The organism is Streptomyces sp. 4N124, from assembly GCF_052245395.1.
Taxonomy (GTDB): domain Bacteria; phylum Actinomycetota; class Actinomycetes; order Streptomycetales; family Streptomycetaceae; genus Streptomyces.
Genome location: NZ_JBQQBS010000001.1, coordinates 43,497 through 61,831 on the forward strand (window position 1 = coordinate 43,497; position 18,335 = coordinate 61,831).

Below are 18,335 nucleotides of genomic sequence, written 5' to 3' on the forward strand. Positions count from 1 at the left end.
GCGGGGAGGACGCGCACATGCCACCCCAACTCCACCTCTCCGTCGCACTCGACGCCGTCGACGACCCCTCCGCCGCCCACTGGGCGCAGCTCGTCGGCCTGGCCGAGCAGGGCGCCCTGGACTTCGTCACCGTCGGCGAATCCCGGACGCCACCGCCCGACGACAGCGCCGACCGACTCGACGCGGTGGCCGTACTGACCCGCGTCGCGCCCCTGACCAACAGGATCGGCCTGGTTCCGACGGTGACCACCACCCATGCCGAGCCCTTCCACACCACCACCACCGCCCTGGCCGGCCTCGACGACGTCAGCGAGGGCCGGGTCGGCTGGCTGGTCGACGTCTCCAGCAGCGAGGCCGGGGCGGCAGGCGCCACGGAAGTCTCCGTGCAGAGCCCTTCCACGTTCCCTTACCCACCGCAGGGGCGACCGCCCGTCGCCGTCGCCCTCGACGTGCACGACTCGGACGGGCAGTGGGAACTGGCCGCGAGCCACGCCGACGTCGTACTCCTGGACGCCGACCAGCCATCCACGGCCTGGCTCGCCCGCGAGGCGCTGCTGCGCCACGTGGCAGAGGCCGGACGCGACCCGGAGGCGCTGCGGGTGCTGGTCCGCGTCGCGGTCGATCTCGGGGGCGGCACCGGGCCCGGAGCCCTCCCGCCCGCCGAACTGCGCTTCACCGGCGCTGCCGCGGACCTTGCCGGACTGCTCGCCGACTGGCACGCCGCCACCGGCGTCGACGGCTTCCACCTCCTCCCGACCTCCGCCCCAGCCGATCTGCCCGCCCTGGTCCACGACCTCGTACCGGCGCTGCGCGAACGCCGCCTGTTCCGCGCCGACTACACCGGCCGCACCCTGCGCGACCACCTCGGCCTGCCCCGCCCGGCTGCCGACCACTACGCCCGAGACACCGAGACGGCTCGATGACGCACCGCACGTCCGCGAAGGAGTACGCGTGAACCCGATCAGAACCCGCCATCCCGTCCGCCCCGTCCTGGTGGCGCTGGGCTCGGCCGTCCTGCTGGCCGCCTCCCTCACCGTCCCGTCCACCGCGGCTGCCGCGGTGGAGGAGCAGCCGCGTTCGTCCGTGGCGCTCGACTGGTACGACACGACAGCGGCCACCATCGCGGCGGGCGGCGCCCCGACGCAGATCACGAACAGCCGGACCTGGGCCGTCAGTTGGCTCGCGGCGGCCCGAGCCACCCGGCAGGTGCCGTCGGGCGTGGAGCGGGGCGACTTCCAGGACGCGGCCCTGGCGTCCGCCGTACACGAGGCTCTGGTGGCGCTGGTCCCCTCCCGCGCTCAGGAACTGGACGCCGCTCTGCGCACGACGCTGGAGGGCGTTCCCGACGGACCGGCCGAGTCGAAGGGTGTGGCGGCCGGTGCCCGCCAGGCCCGGCTGGTGCTCGCCGCACGCGAGGGTGACGGCCTCGACCCGGCCTCGGTCGACGCGCCGTTCACCGTCCCGCCGGCGGCTCCTGGAGTGTGGCAGCCGACCCCGCCCGCCCATGCCCCGGCCGCGCAGTACGGCAACCGGATCGCCCGTCCCTTCCTGCTGGACAGTCCCGACCAGTTCCGGCTGCCCGCACCGCCCGCCCTGGACTCCGCGCGTTACCGCGCCGACCTGGCCGAAGTCCGTGCGTACGGTGCGGTGAACAGCACCGTACGCACGGAGCGGCAGACCGAGACCGCAACCTTCTGGCTCGGTTCCTCTCTGACGCTGTACACCGGGCCGCTGCGCGTGGCCCTCGCCCGGTCACCGCATTCCAGCGCCGGACAGGCCGGGCTGGTGGCCCTGTTCCACGTCGCCCTGGTGGACACGCAGATCGCCACCTCCGACACCAAGTACGCCCATCTGCGGTGGCGTCCGGTCACGGCCATCCGTACCGGTTCGATCGATCCCGACCCCGCATGGACGCCGCTGCACACCACGCCGGCCCATCCCGACTACCCCAGCGGCCACAACACGTACGCGGGCGCCGCGGAAGCGGTCCTCTCGGCGCTCGTCGGGCCGCGCACGGCGCCTTTTGAGCTGACCAGCCCCACCGCTCCCGGGGTGACCCGCACGTACACGGCCTGGAGCCGGCTGTCCCAGGAGAACGTGGATGCCCGCGTGTACTCCGGCATCCACACCCGCTCGGCCGACGAGGCCGGTCTGGTCCTCGGCGAACGGGTCGCGACGCACGCCCTGCGCAACGCCGCGCGCCTGTTCGGCACGCTGTGAGCGGCCATCTCAAGCGCGTGGCCGGCGCGCTCTGTTGTTCCTGACCCGTTCCTTCACCGCCGTGGCCCTCTCCTGTGTGAGGGGCCGGCGTTCTCGTCGCGGACTTCCTGGAAGGCACCCACTCGTGTCGTCAACACACCCTTCTTCCCTGCACCTTGCCGTCGCTCTGGACGGCACCGGCTGGCATCCGGCCTCCTGGCGTGAGTCGGTGGCCCGCCCCCAGGACCTGCTCACCGCCGCCTATTGGGCGGAGCTGGTCGCCGAGGCCGAGCGCGGCCTGCTCGACTTCGTGACCATCGAGGACGGCCTCGGCCCGCAGTCCTCCCACTTCCTGGACCCGGACGAGCGCACCGACCAGGTCCGTGGCCGCCCCGACGCCGTCCTCATCGCCTCCCGGGTCGCACCGCTGACCCGGCACATAGGCCTGGTCCCGACGGTGGTCGCCACCCACACGGAGCCGTTCCACATCTCCAAGGCGATCGCCACCCTCGACTACGTCAGCGGCGGCCGCTCCGGCCTGCGCGTGCAGATCACCGCCCGCCCGAACGAGGCCGCGCACTTCGGCCGCCGGACCATCGCGCGCATCGAGGCCTACGACAGCCCGGACACCCGGGAGCTGGTCGCCGACCTCTTCGACGAGGCGGCCGACTACGTGGAGGTGGTGCGCCGCCTGTGGGACAGCTGGGAGGACGACGCCGAGATCCGGGACGCCGCCACCGGCCGCTTCATCGACCGCGACAAGCTGCACTACATCGACTTCGAGGGCAGGCACTTCAGCGTCAGAGGCCCCTCCATCACGCCCCGCCCGCCACAGGGCCAGCCGATCGTCAGCGCCCTCGCCCACGACACCATCCCCTACCGGCTCGTGGCCCGCGCCGCCGACATCGGCTACGTCACCCCGTTTGACGCCGACGAGGCCCGCGCGATCGTCGACCGGATCCGCGCCGAGCAGAACGCCGTGGGGCGAGCCGCCGAGTCTCTCCATGTCTTCGGCGATCTGTTGGTCTTCCTCGACGACGACCCGGCCGCCGCGACCGCCCGCCGGGAACGGCTCGACGCGCTCGCGGGACAGCCGTACACCAGTGACGCCCTCACCTTCACCGGCACACCCTCCGAACTCGCCGATCTGCTACAGGAGTTGCACGGCGCCGGGCTGACCGGCTTCCGGCTGCGCCCCGCCGTCGCCGGCCACGACCTCCCGGCGATCACCCGCGGTCTGGTCCCCGAACTCCAGCGCCGTGGCGCCTTCCGCCGTGCCTACGAGTCCGACACCCTGCGCGGCCTGCTGGGCCTGGCCCGCCCCGCCAACCGCTACGCCGCTGTCACCGCCTGAGCCGGAGGGACGACCACGACCATGAGCAAGCCGCTGAAGCAGATCCACCTGGCCGCCCACTTCCCCGGCGTCAACAACACCACCGTGTGGAGCGACCCGAGGGCCGGCAGCCACATCGAGTTCAGCTCCTTCGCGCACTTCGCGCGGACCGCCGAACGCGCCAAGTTCGACTTCCTGTTCCTCGCCGAGGGACTCAGGCTCCGCGAACAGGGTGGCAAGATCTACGACCTGGACGTCGTCGGCCGCCCCGACACCTTCACCATCCTCGCCGCGCTCGCCGCCGTCACCGAGCACCTCGGGCTGACCGGCACCATCAACTCCACCTTCAACGAGCCCTACGAGGTCGCCCGCCAGTTCGCCAGCCTCGACCACCTCTCCGGCGGTCGCTCCGCGTGGAACGTCGTCACCTCCTGGGACGCCTTCACCGGCGAGAACTTCCGCCGCGGCGGTTTCCTGCCGCAGGAGGAGCGCTACTCCCGCGCCAAGGAGTTCCTGGCCACGGCGAACGAACTCTTCGACTCCTGGCACGGCGACGAGATCCTCGCCGACCAGGAGACCGGCACTTTCCTGCGGGACGCCAAGGCGGGCGCCTTCGTCCACACCGGGCAACACTTCGACATCCACGGGCAGTTCAACGTTCCCCGCTCGCCGCAGGGTCGCCCGGTGATCTTCCAGGCCGGTGACTCCGAAGAGGGCCGGGAGTTCGCCGCCTCCAGTGCCGACGCGATCTTCAGCCGGTACGCCACGCTGGAGGCGGGGCAGGCCTTCTACACGGACCTCAAGAACCGCCTTGCCAAGTACGGCCGCCGCCCCGACCAGTTGCTGATTCTGCCGGCAGCCACCTTCACGCTCGCAGACACGGACGCCGAGGCGGAGGAGCTGGCCAAGGTGGTGCGCCGGCAGCAGGTCAGCGGCGCCACCGCCCTCAAGCACCTGGAGTTCGTCTGGAACCGGGACCTGTCCTCCTACGACCCGGACGGGCCGCTCCCCGACATCGACCCGGACGTCAGCGACAGCCACATCTCCAAGGGCCGCGCCCAGGTCCGCATGTACCGGGACCCGCTGGCCACCGCCCGCGAGTGGCGTGAACTGGCCACCGCCAACAACTGGTCGATCCGCGACCTGGTGATCGAGACCGGCAACCGGCAGAACTTCATCGGTTCGGCGGAGACGATCGCCCGCACCATCAACGAGTTCGTGCAGGCCGACGCGAGCGACGGCTTCATCCTCGTCCCGCACATCACCCCGGGCGGCCTGGACGAGTTCGCCGACAAGGTCGTCCCGCTGCTCCAGGAACAGGGCGTGTTCCGCACGGAGTACGAGGGCCCGACCCTGCGCCACCACCTCGGCCTGGCCCACCCGGACGACGTCCGCGACGAGCAGGCGGCGTCGTGAAGTTCCTCGCCATCACCCTGATCGTGCACCGCCCGGACCCGATCACCGGCGTGCAGAAGACGACCCGGGACCGCTTTCGCGAGGTCCTCGACAACGCCCTGCTCGCCGAGGAACTGGGCTTCGACGGCTTCGGCGTGGGCGAGCGGCACGAGCGGCCCTTCATCTCCTCCTCGCCGACCGTCGTCCTCAGCCACATCGCGGCACTGACCCGGCGCATCCGTCTGTTCACCGCCGTGACCACGCTCAGCCTTCTCGACCCGGTGCGCGCGTACGAGGACTACGCCACCCTCGACCACCTCTCCGAGGGCCGCCTGGAGCTGATCATCGGCAAGGGCAACGGCGCCGCGCAGCGTGAGCTGTTCCACGTCACTCCCGAGGACCAGTGGGACCGCAACGCCGAGAGCTATGAGGTGTTCCGGCAGATCTGGCGGCAGGACAAGGTGACCGCGGCGACCCGCTTCCGCCCGCCGTTGACGGACGCCGAGGTGTGGCCCCGGCCCTACCAGCAGCCCATCCGGGTCTGGCACGGCAGCGCCACCAGCAAGGAGTCGGTGGACCTGGCCGCCCGCTATGGCGACCCGCTGTTCTCGGCGAACGTCACCAACCCCATCGAGCCGTACGCCGAGTTGATCAGGTACTACCGCGAGCGCTGGGAGTTCTACGGCCACGACCCGGCGCAGATCGCAGTCGGCGCCGGTACGGCCGGGCTGCTCGTGACCCGCACCTCCCAGGAAGCGATCGAGGTGTACCGGCCGATCTTCGAGGCGACGCTGGCGTTCCAGAGGCAGTTCGGCCTGCCGGTGGTCTTCGAGAGCGTGGAGGACTTCGCCGAGCGCAGCTCCGCCCTGATCGGCAGCCCGCAGCAGATCGTCGACAAGGTGCAGCGCTACCACGAGCGGTTCGGGCACACCGTGCTCCATCTGCACGCGGACGCGAACGGGCTGACGGATGCGCAGCACCGCGCCTCGCTCCAGCTCTTCCAGTCCGACGTCGCCCCCGTGCTACGGCGGGACATCCCGGACCCACCCTTCGCCTGGGAACCCGTCCTGTCCGTCACCGAGGAGCCCGCCCATGCCTGACATCCCCCTCAGCGTCCTCGACCTCGTGCCGATACCGTCCGGCTCGACGGCCGCCGACGCCCTGCGCAACTCCATCGACCTGGCACAACAGGCGGAGCGCTTCGGATACGCCCGCTACTGGTTCGCCGAGCACCACCTCAACCCGGGTGTCGCGGGCACGTCCCCCGCGGTCGTCCTCGCGCTCACCGCCTCCGCCACCTCCACGATCCGGCTCGGCTCCGGCGCCGTACAGCTCGGCCACCGCACCGCGCTCAGCACGGTCGAGGAGTTCGGCCTGATCGACGCCCTGCACCCCGGCCGCTTCGACCTCGGCCTTGGACGCTCGGGCGGCCGCCCGCCGGGACAACAGACCGCAGCCCCTCCGACCGCGACCCCCATCGTGGACGGCCGGGCCCCGAACGGCCTTCTCATCCCGCCCCGCTTCCCCTTCGAACGCCTCCTCGGCTCACCCCGGATCGCCCTCCAGCGCAAGCTGCTCCTGCTGCCCGGCGCCGAGTCACAGGACTACGCCGAGCAGATCGACGACATCCTCGCCCTGCTGGCCGGCACCTACCGGTCCCCGGAGGGGGTCGAGGCGCACGTCGTGCCGGGCGAGGGAGCCGATGTCGAGGTGTGGATCCTGGGCAGCAGCGGCGGCCAGAGCGCCGAGGTCGCGGGCGCGCGAGGGCTGCGGTTCGCCGCGAACTACCACGTCAGCCCGGCCACGGTCCTGGAGGCCGTGGACGGCTACCGGGCCTTCTTCCAGCCCTCCGACTTCCTCGACAAGCCCTACGTCAGCGTCTCGGCCGACGTGGTCGTGGCGGAGGACGACCAGACGGCCCGCGAACTCGCCACCGGCTACGCGGCCTGGGTCCGCAGCATCCGCACCGCCGAGGGCGCCATCGAGTTCCCGACGCCGGAGCAGGCTCGGGCCATCGAGTGGCGTGACGACGACACGGACCTGGTGCGGGACCGCGTGGACACACAGTTCGTCGGCTCACCGGGACGGGTGGCCGACCGCCTGGCGCAGCTCCAAGAGGCCACCGGTGCCGACGAGTTGCTCATCACGACGATCACCCACGACCACGCCGACCGGGTGAGGTCGTACGAGCTGCTCGCGCAGGAGTGGAGCCGGAGGTGATCAGACCGTCGCCGCGGCCTTGACGGCGGGGGAGACCTGCGCGCGCAGCTCGGCGAACTCGCGGGAGCTGCGCAGTTCCTCGGCGTCGACGTCGCCGCGAGGCAGGCGGATCGGGCGGATCCCTGGCGATCAGGTCGTCCGAGACGACGGCCAGCACGTGCAGAAGAGAGCCCAACGACTCCTCCACGCTCCGTCCTGCGGTGTCCACCACCGCACGCTCGCGGTGCCACGGCTCGTACTCCCGCTCGACGTTCCCAACCGGGCATCGGCAGATCCGGGATGTCGACCGATCGTGAGTCCACGCGCCGCACGCTGCGTCGCGCCACGCGTCCCGAGTCACCGCAAGGGGGTTCACCGACTCGGCGACCACGGACAGCCCTTGACGCAGATGCTCCTCGGCGTCCAGCACGTTCATGATGTGCGGCAGCAGTTCGCGGCCCTCAGTTCCTCGGCGGCGCGTCGCAGCGAGCCCAACCGCGTGACGGCGGCGAGGTATTCAAGCTGTTCGATACGTACCACCAGGAAACTGCCGTTCGCCGCACACCGGATTCAAGGGAATCCCTGTGACAACCTCGTGAATCCCGACTCTCAGCATGTGGAATGACATCCGGGCATTCTTGACCCGCCGGACTGCCCACTGCTTTGATCGAAGACATGAAGCGACAGGACCTCACGCGGCGACGCCACGTCGACCTCGCGCGTGTCTCCAGCTCCTTCTGTCGCTGTCGGGTCTGAACGCGCCCGAGGGAAACCCTCGCACCTGCGCCGATTCTCCCTTCGCGAATTCCACCGCCGACCGTCTTGCGTGCTGATTTCGGTCTCTCGCACGCGCCTTTTCGCATGCGCGGGCATGTGGCAGGACTCCAGCTTCGAGGACCTCGTCCAGTACAACGACGGCTTCCGTACCGGTCTGATCGGCACCCCTGAGCAGATCCCCATCCGCATCCGACACGACCCTGAAAGGTCCTCGCATGGCCATCGTCCTGTCCGTCTCCGGAAGCCCCTCCGCGACCTCCCGCACCGCCCGACTGCTGCGCCACCTGGACGACCGGCTCAGGGCCCATGGGCACGACGTCATCCCGCTCGACGTCCGTACGCTCCCGCCCGAGGCCCTGCTGCACGCCGACTTCAGGCATCCGGCGATCGTCGAGGCCACCGCCCTGGTCGAGCGGGCGGACGGGGTCGTGATCGGGACCCCCGTCTACAAGGCCGCCTACTCCGGGCTGCTGAAGTCACTGCTCGACCTGCTCCCGCAGTACGCGCTGGCGGGCAAGACCGTCCTGCCGCTCGCCACCGGCGGCACCACCGCTCACGTCCTGGCCATCGACTACGCCCTGCGCCCCGTGCTGAACTCCATGGGCCCCGCACACATCACGCCCGGCTGGTTCACGCTCGACAAGGACATCACCGTGGCCGACGACGGCACCCTGACCGTCGCGCCGGGCCCCGCCGAGGCACTGGCCCAGGTCACCGACCAGTTCTCGCTCGCCCTCGGTGGCCGCCCGGCCGAACTGGCCGCGGCTATGTGACGACGGCGAAGTGCTCAGGGCCGGGCAGCCGTTTCAGGACGGTGGCGAGCCGGATCTCGCGGGTGGCAGAGGGCAGGGCACTGGCCATGCGGAGACTCCTGGTCGGGGCGTGGCGGGGCCGGCCCCGCCGCTTGTCGCTCACGCCGCTGCCCTCAGCGGTCGACGTTCGCTGAGTGCGGCGGAGAACTGGTCGACGACGAGGTCCAGGGCCTCCCTCGTGTCCGGCTCCACGACGATGCCGCCGTCCTGCCGTACGTCGATGTGCTTGTCCAGGACGAACCAGCCGGGCGTGATGTGTGCGGGGCCCATGGAGGCGAGGACCGGGCGCAGGGCGTAGTCGATGGCCAGGACGTGGGCGGTGGTGCCGCCGGTGGCCAGCGGCAGGACCGTCTTGTCCTTCAGCGCGTACTGCGGCAGTAGGTCGAGCAGCGACTTGAGCAGCCCGGAGTAGGCGGCCTTGTAGACGGGGGTTCCGACGACGACGCCGTCGGCCTGAGCGAAGAGTGCGCATGCCTCGACGATCGCCGGATGACCGAAGTCGGCGTGCAGCAGGGCCTCTGGCGGGAGCATGCGTACGTCCAAGGGGATCACCTGGTGTCCTTGCGCTGTGAGCCGGGTGTCGAGGTCGCGCAGGAGGCGGGCGGTGCGGGAGGTGGGGGAGGGGCTTCCGGAAACGGAGAGAACGGTGGCCATGAGGGTCTCCTTCAGAGGGCTTTGCCCGGGTTGAGGATGTGGCGCGGGTCGAAGGCCGCCTTGATGCGCTGCTGCAACGCGTGCTGTTCCGGGCCGAGTTCGTCCGCGAGCCATCGCCGCTTGAGGGTGCCCACGCCGTGCTCCCCGGTGAGGGTGCCGCCCATGCGCAGTGCGGCGGTGAAGATGTCGCCGGCCGCTTGCCAGGCCGCGTCCGGGATGCCGGGCGTGTCGGGGTCGAGGACGAGGATGGGATGGAGGTTTCCGTCTGCGGCGTGGGCGAAGGTGAAGATCCGTACGTCGTGGTGCTCGGCGATGGTCGTGATCTCGCGTACTGCGGCGGCCAGTTGTGTCCTGGGCACCGCGATGTCCTCGATCAGCACCCGGCCCAGCCGTTCCAGGGCGGGCAGCGCATGCCTGCGGGCCGCCAGCAGCCGGTCCGCCTCCGCCGGGTCGGTGGTGGTCTCGACCGATGTCGCACGTCCGTGCAGCAGCCGTGCCGCCAGTTCCGCCTCGGCCGCAGCCGCGCGTCCGTCGCACTGCACCAGCAGCAACGCTCCACCACGGGACCGCAGATCGGTGCCCTGCGCGTCGTCCACGGCGCCGAGCACCGGCCCGTCCAGCAACTCCGCCATGGAAGGCTCCAGCCGGGCGGCGGTCAGCGCCGTCACGGCCTCGGCGCCCTCGGCGAAGGTGTCGAAGTAGGCGGCGACGGTGGCTGTCGACTCCGGCAGCGGGCGCAGTCGTAGCGTGGCTGCGGTGATCACGCCCAGGGTGCCCTCGGAGCCGGTGAGCAGGGCCGTGAGGTCGTAGCCGGTGACCCCTTTGACCGTCCGTCGGCCGGTCCGAAGCCGCGTGCCGTCCGCGAGGACCACATCGAGGCCCAGTACGGCGTCGCGCGTCACCCCGTACTTGGCGCAGCGCAGCCCGCCCGCGTTGGTGGCGATGTTGCCGCCCACGGTGGAGATCGCCGCGCTCGCCGGGTCAGGCGCGTAGCGCAGCCCGAACTCGCCTGCGGCGCGGTCGAGTTCGGCGGTGATGACGCCCGGTTCGACGACGGCGACCTGGTCGTGCGGGTCCAGTTCGAGGATCCGGTTCATCCGGGAAAGGTCCAGTACGACCGTGCCCGTGCCGGCGTTCGCGCCGCCGGACAGGCCGGTCCCGGCCCCGCGCGGCACCACCGGCACTCGCAGTGCGTGCGCATGGCGCAGTGCCGTCCGCACGTGCTCGGCGTTCGCCGCGTGTACGACGGCCAGGGGCTCGCCGTCCGGGCGGCTGCCGGAGCGGTCGGTGGCGTACGGGGCGGTGGCCTCGGGTCCGGTGGTGAGCGCGTCCTCCGGCAGGTCGCGGCTCAGAGCGGTCAACAGGGCGTCGGCGGTGCGCGATTGGGTGATGGTCATCCGGTGCCCTCCAGTGCACGGCCGCCGACAGCGAGCAGCGCGACGTCCTCCTGCGGAGCGTGCACCGGGGCGCACTGGACGTCGCGGAAGTGGCGCTCCAGGGGGTTGTCGCGGCTCAGCCCCGGATTGCCCAGCAGCCGTACCGCGAGCCCGACCGCCTCTACGGCGTGCCGGTCGGCCAGGATCCGGGCGCCCAGGGCCAGTTCGGGGGCGTACGTCTCGTCAGCGGCGTCCACCCGCTCCGCGCCGCCGAACACCAGCTGCTCGGCGGAGTCCAGCCGCACGGCGATCTCGCCGGCGACCCGGCGGAAGCGTTCCGTACGGGCGACCGGGTGGCCGAGGTTGGCGGGGACCCGTTCGTGGGCGAAGCGGTGGAAGTAACGCTGGGCCGCGCGGGCCACGCCCAGGTACAGGGCGGCGAGCGGGAGATGGAGAGCGGCGGCCGCGCGGTTGTCCTGCTCGGCGCCGGGACCGTGTGCGGCGATGTCGACCACGTTCCCGGCAGGGATCTCCACCTCGTCCAGCGCGATGTCGTGGCTGCCGCTGGCCCGCAGACCCAGGTGGTCCCAGGAGTGGGTGATCTCGATGCCGGGGGAGGTGCCGGGCACGGCGAACGTGCCGACTCGTGGCGTGGGTTCGTCCGTGGTCGCCCACACCAGCAGCCAGTCGAGCCCCTCCACGCCGGTGGCGAACCGCTTGCGCCCGGTGATGGACCAGCCGGTCGCCGTGCGCCGGGCCACCGTCGCGGGCAGCCCACCGCGCGCGGGGGAGCCGAGCTCGGGCTCCACCCGCACGTGGTTGAGCAGCACCGGGCGCTGTGCGGCTGCGGCCAGCACCTGCCCGTACAACTCCTCGGGCCAGTGCGGTCGTACGGCTTGGCGGTGGTGGATGGTCAGGTTCATCGCCGCGATGAGGGCCACCGAGGGGTCGCCCTCGCCCAGGGTGTGCAGGATGCGGGCGGTGGCGGCGACTCCGAGGCCCGGCCCGCCGTAGCGCTCGGCGACGGTGGCGGTGAGCAGCCCCGCCTCGTGCGCGGCCCGGATCCCGTCGGAGGGGAAGGCGCCCGTGCGGTCGTATGCGGCGGCCGTGGCGGCGAGCCGGTCCGTCACCGAGGCGAGGGCGGCGAGATCGGGCACGGGCAGCCGAAGAGCGGTCGTCATGAGGAAAGGGCCTTCCGCAGCGGGGAGTTGAGGCGGTCGGTCCAGAAGGCGGAGACCTCAAGCGGCTGCTTCAGGGCGCCGAGGTCCCGGAACGCGTCGGCGACTTCCTGCTGGGACGCTGTCGCCTGAGCGGTCACCACCTGCACCTCGGTCTCCCGCTGTGCCTCGCCCTCCTCGAACTCCTCCAGCGCCTCCTCCACCGGCTGGTGCGTGGCGGCGGCGACGACCTTCGCGTACTCCTTCTCGTGCCCGTCGCGGGCGTACGCGTACGCCTGGTCGATACGAGTGAGCAGGTCGGCCAGTGCCTCGCGTTCGGCCGCGCTGTCGAGCGTGTCGTCGGAGGCGGTCCACAGGAAGTTCCCGGAGAGGATGTCCGCGCCGGAGCCGATCGTGCGGGCGCCCTGCTGATGGGCGGCGATGATCGCGTTGCCGTAGCCGGCGAAGGCGTCGATCGAGCCGCCGTTGAGCGCGGCCAGCGCCTTGTCGGGCTCCAGCGGGGCGGCGGTGATGTCGTCCCAGCCGAGTCCGGCCTGCTTGAGCAGTTCGTAGAGGAAGTAGTGGGCGGTGGTGTTCTTGACGTAGCCGACCTTCTTGCCCTTCAGCTGCGTGATCGAGGTGACCTTGGAGCCCTGGGGGGCCACGACCTCCTGGTTGAGGGTGTTGCCGCGCTGAACGGCGACTACCTTGAAGTTGGGCCTGCCGTCGGCGGCGGCGAAGACCGGCGGGATCTCGCTGGAGCTGGCCACGTCGAGCGCCCCGGCCCGGACGGCCTCCAGCTGCTTGTCGCCGCCCTGGAAGAGGCTCCATCGCACCTGGTACGGAGTGTCGTCGAGATGGGCGAACTGCAGCAGGGCCTCCTCGCGCTTCCAGCCCGTCGCGCCCACGCGCAGCGTGACCGTATCGCCGCCGTCCTCCGCGCCCGCGGGGCCACCGCAGGCGCTGAGGACGACGATGAGGAGCCCGGCGAGGGCGAGCGCGCGTCCGGCCCGACTCACGCGGCCGCTCCCGTGGCGGCGCGGTGCGCCAGTTCCTGGCGGACCAGGGGGAGGACGTGACGGGCGTAGTCGATGGCGTCGTTGAGGGGGTCGTAGCCGCGGATGGACAGCAGCTCGCAGCCGATGTCGACGTAGTCGAGCAGCGCCTTGGCGACCGTCTCCGGTGAGCCGACGAGCGCGGTGGAGGCGCCGGCGGCATTGGTGGCTGCGGCGGGGGCGGTCCACAGGCAGCGGTCGTGCACCTCGCCGCGCTCGGCGACGGCGAGCAGCCGCTGCGAGCCGACGTTGGCCGGGGTGCCCTGGCCAAGTGCCGGGTAATGGCGGTGCTTGGCGCGCTCGGCGTGGTTGGTCGTGATGGAGCCCAGGATGCGGTGGGCCTTCTCCCAGGCCAGTTCGTCGGTGGGGGCGATGATCGGGCGGAAGGAGACCCAGATACGGGGGTGGGGCCGGCCGGCGGCGTCCGCGTGTGCGTTGACCGCGGCGATCTGCTCGGCGGTCTCCTTCAGTGGCTCGCCCCACAGCCCGAAGATGTCGCCCTGCTGCCCGCCCACCCGGTACGCGTCCTCGGAGGAGCCGCCCACCGAGATCGGGACGGTGCCGTTGTAGGGGGTGACGTCGGAGCGGAACCCCTCGAAGCGGTAGTACGGGCCCTCGTGGGAGATCGGCCCTTCGGCCGCCCACACCTCGCGCAGGATCCGGATGTACTCGTCAGAACGCGCGTACCGCTCGCTCTTGCTCAGGTAGTCACCCTCGCGGCGCTGCTCCTCGTCGCTGCCGCCCGAGATGATGTGCACCACCAGGCGCCCCTTACTGATCCGGTCCAGCGTGGCCAGGGCTCGGGCCGCGTGGGTCGGGAAGATCACGCCGGGGCGGTGGGCGAGGACGGGCTTGATGCGCTCGGTGTGGTGGGCCACGAACTGCGCCAGCTGCAGCGCGTCGGGAGAGGCCGAGTGGTAGGTGACGAGGGTGTAGTCGAATCCGCCGTCGTCCAGGGCACGGGCGTAGCGGCGGGCGTAGTCGACGTCGATGCCCGTGCCCGCGGTGGGGTCGCCCTCGGTGGCGGGGTTGGGGTGGACGGCGCTGATGAACTCGACCGGCATGGCGGGGCTCACTCCTTGATCAGGCTGGGGTCGACGTGGTCGGCGACGGTCGGGTTCGGGGTGAGGACGCCGATGCCGTGCATGGTGTCGCCGACCTTCTGCACGGCATCGACGACCTGCGAACTGACCGGCAGCAGCTCGCTGTTGGCCTGACTCACCAGCGTTTTCGCGACCTCGGCGGAGGCGCCGTTGTTCTGCTGGATGGCCTTGGCGTAGTCGCCGGGGTGTTTCTGCGACCAGGCGAGGGCCGTGTCCAGGCGGCGCAAGTAGTCCGCGATCGCGGCCTTCTTGCCCTTGTCGCCCAGTGCCTTCTCGGAGGCGCCGATGAAGCCGTAGCCGCTCACGCGCCCGTCGGCGCCGTTGACGAGGAGCCGGCCGCCCTGCTGCTCGGCGACGGCCTTGTAGACCCCGAAGGTGGCCCAGACCTCGACCTTGCCCGAGGTGAACGCGGCCTGGGCGTCCGTGGGCAGCAGGTACTGCACCTCGACGTCGTCGTAGCTCAGCCCCGCCTGCTGGAGCACGTGCGCCAGCAGGTACTCGGCGATGGACCCCTTGGCCGAGGAGACCACGACCTTCTTGCCCTTGAGATCCTTGACGCTCTTCACCGACGAGTCCTCGCGGACCACGATCCCGGTGTGGGTGCCGTCGTTGTGCAGCGCGCCCACCGCCTTGATGGGCACACCGCCGGACAGCGCCTGAAGTGTGGGGAGATCGGCGGCGTACGAGGTGTCCGCGGCGCCCGCCTGCACGGCCTGGAAGAGGGGTGCGGCACCCTCGAACTCGGCCCACTTCACGTTGTACGACGTCCCCTTGAGGGCGCCGGAGGCGTTGAGCAGGGTCTGCAGGTTTTTCGCCTGGTCGCCGATGGTCAGGGTCACGCGCGACGAGGAGCCGCCGGACGCGGCCTCGCTGTTGCCGCCGCAGGCGGCGGTGGCGAGGAGCGCGGTGAGGACGAGTGCGGAGCTCAGCGCGCGGCTGATGCGGTGGACGGGGTTCATGCGGGTGCCTCTTCCAGGGGATGTGCCGAGGCGTCGTGGACGCCCAGGCGGCGCAGCAGTTCGCCGCGGAGTCGTACGAAGGCGGGGGAGCCGAGGTCGCGCGGTCGCTCCAGGCCGACTTCGGCCTCGTACGCGATCCGCCCGCCGTCCATCACCAGGACCCGGTCGGCCAGCAGCAGCGCCTCCTCCACGTCGTGCGTGACGAGCAGCACCGAGCAGCCGTGCCGCTGCCACAGATCGGCGACCAGCCGCTGTGCCCTGACACGGGTGAGGGCGTCCAGCGCGCCGAACGGCTCGTCCAGCAGGAGCAGTTCGGGTTCACGGACCAGGGCGCGGGCCAGCGAGACGCGCTGGGCCTGGCCGCCGGACAGGGTCTTGGGCCAGCGGTCCGCGTACTCCTCGATGCCGACCTCGGCGAGGTAGCGCTCGGCGAGCGTCCGGTCGGGGGAGCCGGGCAGGCCGAGTACGACGTTGCGCCACGCGCGCAGCCAGGGCATCAGCCGCGGCGACTGGAAGGCCACCGAGCGGCGTTCCGGCACGGACACCTCGCCCTCGGTCTCGCTGTCGAGCCCGGCGAGGATCTTCAGCAGCGTCGACTTGCCGCAGCCGCTGTGGCCGAGCAGGGCGACGAACTCGCCCTGGCGGATGGTGAGATCGAGCCCGTCGATGACGGTCTTGTCGTCGAAGGCGCGGGTCAGCCCGTGAACCTCCACACTCGCGGTCATCTCCGTCACGCTCCTTCGCCGTCGAACGAGGCCCGCCAGGTCAGCAGCCGCCGCGACAGCAGCCGCACGGCGAAGTCGCACAGCAGCCCCAATACCGCGTAGACGGCGAGGCACAGGACGATGACGTCGGTCTGGAAGTACTGCTGGGCGTTGCTCATCAGATAGCCGATGCCGGCGTCCGCGTTGACCTGCTCGGCGAAGACCAGCGCGAGCCAGGCGGTGGACAGGGCGTACCGCAGCCCCACCAGCGCTCCGGGCAGCGCGGACGGCAGGATCACGTACCGGATCAGGCCGATGCGGCCGAGGCCCACCATCCGCCCGGCTTCGATGAGTTGGGCGTCGGCGGAGCGGATGCCGCCGTAGATGTTGAAGTACAGCGGGTAGGTGACGCCGAGCGCGACCAGGGCGATCTTCGGGGTCTCGTCGATGCCGAACCAGACGATGAACAGCGGGATCAGGCCCACCCAGGGGATGGCCCGGAACATGCCCATCGACGCGTCGATGACGTCCTCGCCCAGCCGGAACAGTCCCGCGGTGAGCGACAGCGCGAGCGCGACGGCCGCGCCGATGAGGAACCCGATCGCGGCCCGGCGGCCCGACGCGGCGATGGCCTGCGGCAGTTCACCCGTCCCGGACAGGTCGACGGCCCGCTGCACGACGTCGACGGGGGAGGCGAGGACGGACTCCGGGAGCACACCGGTGCTGCTCGCCAGGAACCACACCGCCAGCAGCCCGACCGGCCCGGCGGCTCGGCGAACGCTGCGCGGCACGCGGAGGGCGGGGCGCCGACGTTGAGGTGCGGGGCGCTTGCTCTTCGTGAGGGTCGGAGCGGGTGGCGTCGTCCGCGCTGGTGTGTGCGTCGGCGGAGACGTTCCGGAGACGGCGGTGTTCGGGGAGGGCATGGGTGGCCTCTCGGGGAGGAGACGGGACGGTGTTCGGGGAAGACGGGGATTCAGTACGGCCGTTCGCCCAGCACGGCCGGGCGGTCGGGGTCGGCGGACCAGGCGGACCAGGAACCGGGGTAGAGCGCTGCGGGGATGCCCGCGTGGGCTAGCGCCGCGATCTGGTGGGCGGCCGTGACGCCGGACCCGCAGTAGACCCCCACCTCGGTCGCGTCATCGGCGCCCAGCGCCGTGAACCGCACGGCGAGTTCCTCCACGTCGCGGAAGGTCCCGTCGGAGTGGAGGTTGTCGCCCGTGGGTGCGGACAGCGCACCGGGGATGTGCCCGGCACGCGGATCGACCGGCTCGCTCTCGCCCCGGTACCGCTCGGCGGCGCGGGCGTCCAACAGCACACCGTCCCGGGCGACTTCGGTCGCGGCGTCGGCATCCAGCACCGGCAGCCGTCCCGGAGTGAGCACGATGTCGCCCGGCGCGGGGGCCTCGGGCTCTCCGGATTCCGTCGGCAGCCCGGCCGCGCGCCAGGCGCCCAGCGCCCCGTCGAGCAGCGTCACCCGCTCGACTCCCGCCCAGCGCAGCAGCCACCAGGCGCGGGCGGCGGCGGTGTTGCCGTTGTCGTCGTACACGACGACCGGGCGGCCCGCGGTGAGGCCCCAGCGGCGCGCGGACGCCTGCAACTCGGCGGGGTCGGGGAGGGGATGGCGGCCGCCCTGAGGGCTGGGCGGGGCGGCGAGCTCGGTGTCGAGGTCGACGTAGACGGCGCCCGGGATGTGTTCCTTGAGGTAGTGCCCGCGCCCGTGCGGATCGCCGAGCCGCCACCGCACGTCGAGGACGGCAGGGCTCGGATCACCGCTGTGCAGCAGGGAGCGCAGTTCGGCCACACCGGTCAGCACCCGGGCGGTCATGCGAGGTCCTCCCGCACGGCGATGGGCGCGAGGTCCGGGGAGAGCCGCAGCCGCTCCAGGAACAGCACGATCGTGGCGGCGGCCGTGCGATGGGTGACGTCGTTGAGGGCGTCGTGCCGGGTCCCGGCCAGGCTCACCAGCTCCACGCCGGGCAGCGCGCGGTAGACGCGGTGGGCGTCCGGGAGCGGGCTGACCGGGTCGTCGGCGCCGTGCAGGGCGAGGACGGGGACGGAGATGCCGTCCAGGGCAGGCAGTTCGGCAAGCGTGTCCGTGAGAGCGCCGCGCCGGAACGCCGTGTCGGAGGTGAGCCTGCCCCGGTGGGTGGGGCAGGACGTGCGGGCGTCGAGTTCGGTCTCCCAGTCGGGTGTCGCAGCGACGGCGTTCGATGCGGTGGGCAGCCCGGCGAGGAGCAGCGCGTCCAGGCCTGGTGTGTCACGTGCGGCGAGCCGTGCCGCGTACAGGGCCCCGGTGTCGGACCCGACCAGTACCCGGGGGCCGGGCAGCGTCTCGTCGCGCAGCAGCTTGGCGGCCTCGTCGAGGACGGCTTCCGGGTCGGGGGAGGGATCTGTGAGGGCCCGTACGCGGTACCCGTCGGCGGCGATGCGGCGGCCGAACCGCTCGTACACGCCGCCGTGTTCGCCGCGGCCGGGGAGGAGGACGAGGGTGCCGCGCGGGGCGATTCCTGTTGGTTCGTCCCAGGCGTGGACAGGCTGAGAAGAGCTCATGGCGACTCGATTCATCGGAGGGCTCAGGGGGTTGGCGGGACGCACCTGTGCCGCGGGCGGGG

The 18,335-nt window shown here is 71.8% G+C and carries 18 protein-coding genes and 1 pseudogene; 8 read left to right on the forward strand and 11 right to left on the reverse strand.

Annotated features, from left to right (window positions below; genetic code table 11):
• The first annotated feature begins 17 nt into the window (after positions 1-17).
• The 6 genes from ACTWQO_RS00220 to ACTWQO_RS00245 all read left to right on the forward strand — a co-directional run bounded on the left by ACTWQO_RS00220 (position 18) and on the right by ACTWQO_RS00245 (position 7,147).
• The gene (locus tag ACTWQO_RS00220; protein WP_443235094.1) at positions 18-923 is read left to right on the forward strand and encodes an LLM class flavin-dependent oxidoreductase; all 906 of its coding nucleotides are present in this window, start codon (positions 18-20) and stop codon (positions 921-923) included.
• Between the two features lie 28 nt (positions 924-951).
• Complete coding sequence (locus ACTWQO_RS00225; protein ID WP_443235095.1) at positions 952-2,220, forward strand: vanadium-dependent haloperoxidase; 1,269 nt, start codon at positions 952-954, stop codon at positions 2,218-2,220.
• Between the two features lie 124 nt (positions 2,221-2,344).
• Complete coding sequence (locus tag ACTWQO_RS00230; protein ID WP_443235096.1) at positions 2,345-3,553, forward strand: LLM class flavin-dependent oxidoreductase; 1,209 nt, start codon at positions 2,345-2,347, stop codon at positions 3,551-3,553.
• A 21-nt stretch (positions 3,554-3,574) separates the two neighbouring features.
• The gene (locus ACTWQO_RS00235) at positions 3,575-4,948 is read left to right on the forward strand and encodes an NtaA/DmoA family FMN-dependent monooxygenase (protein ID WP_443235097.1); all 1,374 of its coding nucleotides are present in this window, start codon (positions 3,575-3,577) and stop codon (positions 4,946-4,948) included.
• On the forward strand, positions 4,945-6,027 hold the full coding sequence (locus ACTWQO_RS00240; RefSeq protein WP_443235098.1) for an LLM class flavin-dependent oxidoreductase: 1,083 nt from the start codon (positions 4,945-4,947) through the stop codon (positions 6,025-6,027). Before ACTWQO_RS00235 ends, ACTWQO_RS00240 begins: the two co-directional genes overlap by 4 nt.
• Complete coding sequence (locus tag ACTWQO_RS00245; RefSeq protein ID WP_443235099.1) at positions 6,020-7,147, forward strand: LLM class flavin-dependent oxidoreductase; 1,128 nt, start codon at positions 6,020-6,022, stop codon at positions 7,145-7,147. Before ACTWQO_RS00240 ends, ACTWQO_RS00245 begins: the two co-directional genes overlap by 8 nt.
• 438 nt (positions 7,148-7,585) lie before the next feature.
• On the opposite strand, the pseudogene ACTWQO_RS00250 reads toward ACTWQO_RS00245, so the two are convergent.
• Positions 7,586-7,666, reverse strand: a pseudogene (locus ACTWQO_RS00250) (helix-turn-helix domain-containing protein); the annotation flags it as partial.
• Between the two features lie 135 nt (positions 7,667-7,801).
• Between ACTWQO_RS00250 and ACTWQO_RS00255 the strand changes: the two are divergent.
• Both ACTWQO_RS00255 and ssuE (ACTWQO_RS00260) read left to right on the forward strand, forming a co-directional pair.
• On the forward strand, positions 7,802-7,882 hold the full coding sequence (locus tag ACTWQO_RS00255) for a putative leader peptide (protein ID WP_409474983.1): 81 nt from the start codon (positions 7,802-7,804) through the stop codon (positions 7,880-7,882).
• Between the two features lie 236 nt (positions 7,883-8,118).
• Entirely contained in the window at positions 8,119-8,676 is a 558-nt protein-coding gene (ssuE, locus tag ACTWQO_RS00260) for an NADPH-dependent FMN reductase (protein ID WP_443235100.1), read from the forward strand.
• 138 nt (positions 8,677-8,814) lie between these two features.
• Here the strand turns inward: ssuE (ACTWQO_RS00260) and ssuE (ACTWQO_RS00265) are convergent, their stop codons facing one another.
• From ssuE (ACTWQO_RS00265) to ACTWQO_RS00310, 10 genes are read right to left on the reverse strand one after another with little or no spacing between them, the layout of a single operon-like run.
• Positions 8,815-9,369 carry an NADPH-dependent FMN reductase gene (ssuE, locus tag ACTWQO_RS00265; protein WP_443235101.1) on the reverse strand — a complete coding sequence of 185 codons (555 nt, stop codon included), beginning with the start codon at positions 9,367-9,369 and terminating at the stop codon, positions 8,815-8,817.
• A gap of 11 nt (positions 9,370-9,380) precedes the next feature.
• Positions 9,381-10,766 (reverse strand): FAD-binding oxidoreductase, encoded by a 1,386-nt coding sequence (locus ACTWQO_RS00270; RefSeq protein ID WP_443235102.1) that lies wholly within the window; start codon positions 10,764-10,766, stop codon positions 9,381-9,383.
• Positions 10,763-11,926 carry an acyl-CoA dehydrogenase family protein gene (locus ACTWQO_RS00275; RefSeq protein ID WP_443235103.1) on the reverse strand — a complete coding sequence of 388 codons (1,164 nt, stop codon included), beginning with the start codon at positions 11,924-11,926 and terminating at the stop codon, positions 10,763-10,765. Before ACTWQO_RS00275 ends, ACTWQO_RS00270 begins: the two co-directional genes overlap by 4 nt.
• Positions 11,923-12,921, reverse strand: coding sequence for an ABC transporter substrate-binding protein (locus tag ACTWQO_RS00280; protein ID WP_443235104.1), 999 nt, complete (start codon positions 12,919-12,921; stop codon positions 11,923-11,925). Before ACTWQO_RS00280 ends, ACTWQO_RS00275 begins: the two co-directional genes overlap by 4 nt.
• A complete protein-coding gene (locus tag ACTWQO_RS00285; RefSeq protein WP_443235105.1) occupies positions 12,918-14,021 on the reverse strand; it encodes an LLM class flavin-dependent oxidoreductase in 1,104 nt (367 codons plus the stop codon). Before ACTWQO_RS00285 ends, ACTWQO_RS00280 begins: the two co-directional genes overlap by 4 nt.
• Positions 14,022-14,029: 8 nt before the next feature.
• Positions 14,030-15,019 (reverse strand): ABC transporter substrate-binding protein, encoded by a 990-nt coding sequence (locus ACTWQO_RS00290; protein ID WP_443235106.1) that lies wholly within the window; start codon positions 15,017-15,019, stop codon positions 14,030-14,032.
• Positions 15,016-15,744: an ABC transporter ATP-binding protein gene (locus ACTWQO_RS00295; protein ID WP_443235107.1), complete on the reverse strand. Its 729-nt coding sequence runs from the start codon at positions 15,742-15,744 to the stop codon at positions 15,016-15,018. The genes ACTWQO_RS00290 and ACTWQO_RS00295 overlap by 4 nt, the downstream gene beginning before the upstream one ends.
• A 5-nt stretch (positions 15,745-15,749) precedes the next feature.
• Entirely contained in the window at positions 15,750-16,646 is an 897-nt protein-coding gene (locus ACTWQO_RS00300) for an ABC transporter permease (protein ID WP_443235108.1), read from the reverse strand.
• Between the two features lie 50 nt (positions 16,647-16,696).
• Positions 16,697-17,548, reverse strand: a complete 852-nt coding sequence (locus ACTWQO_RS00305; protein ID WP_443235109.1) for a sulfurtransferase — start codon at positions 17,546-17,548, stop codon at positions 16,697-16,699.
• Entirely contained in the window at positions 17,545-18,273 is a 729-nt protein-coding gene (locus ACTWQO_RS00310) for an alpha/beta hydrolase (protein WP_443235110.1), read from the reverse strand. The genes ACTWQO_RS00305 and ACTWQO_RS00310 overlap by 4 nt, the downstream gene beginning before the upstream one ends.
• Between the last annotated feature and the right edge of the window lie 62 nt (positions 18,274-18,335).

Excerpts from the sequence above, each read along its gene's own strand:
- ACTWQO_RS00285 (WP_443235105.1), bottom strand. The coding sequence starts at position 14,021 with ATGCCGGTCGAGTTCATCAGCGCCGTCCACCCCAACCCCGCCACCGAG.
- ACTWQO_RS00310 (WP_443235110.1), bottom strand. The coding sequence starts at position 18,273 with ATGAGCTCTTCTCAGCCTGTCCACGCCTGGGACGAACCAACAGGAATC.
- ACTWQO_RS00290 (WP_443235106.1), bottom strand. The coding sequence starts at position 15,019 with ATGAACCCCGTCCACCGCATCAGCCGCGCGCTGAGCTCCGCACTCGTC.
- ACTWQO_RS00245 (WP_443235099.1), top strand. The coding sequence starts at position 6,020 with ATGCCTGACATCCCCCTCAGCGTCCTCGACCTCGTGCCGATACCGTCC.
- ACTWQO_RS00235 (WP_443235097.1), top strand. The coding sequence starts at position 3,575 with ATGAGCAAGCCGCTGAAGCAGATCCACCTGGCCGCCCACTTCCCCGGC.
- ACTWQO_RS00295 (WP_443235107.1), bottom strand. The coding sequence starts at position 15,744 with ATGACCGCGAGTGTGGAGGTTCACGGGCTGACCCGCGCCTTCGACGAC.
- ACTWQO_RS00255 (WP_409474983.1), top strand. The coding sequence starts at position 7,802 with ATGAAGCGACAGGACCTCACGCGGCGACGCCACGTCGACCTCGCGCGT.
- ssuE (WP_443235101.1), bottom strand. The coding sequence starts at position 9,369 with ATGGCCACCGTTCTCTCCGTTTCCGGAAGCCCCTCCCCCACCTCCCGC.
- ACTWQO_RS00220 (WP_443235094.1), top strand. The coding sequence starts at position 18 with ATGCCACCCCAACTCCACCTCTCCGTCGCACTCGACGCCGTCGACGAC.
- ACTWQO_RS00275 (WP_443235103.1), bottom strand. The coding sequence starts at position 11,926 with ATGACGACCGCTCTTCGGCTGCCCGTGCCCGATCTCGCCGCCCTCGCC.
- ACTWQO_RS00305 (WP_443235109.1), bottom strand. The coding sequence starts at position 17,548 with ATGACCGCCCGGGTGCTGACCGGTGTGGCCGAACTGCGCTCCCTGCTG.
- ACTWQO_RS00270 (WP_443235102.1), bottom strand. The coding sequence starts at position 10,766 with ATGACCATCACCCAATCGCGCACCGCCGACGCCCTGTTGACCGCTCTG.
- ACTWQO_RS00300 (WP_443235108.1), bottom strand. The coding sequence starts at position 16,646 with ATGCCCTCCCCGAACACCGCCGTCTCCGGAACGTCTCCGCCGACGCAC.
- ssuE (WP_443235100.1), top strand. The coding sequence starts at position 8,119 with ATGGCCATCGTCCTGTCCGTCTCCGGAAGCCCCTCCGCGACCTCCCGC.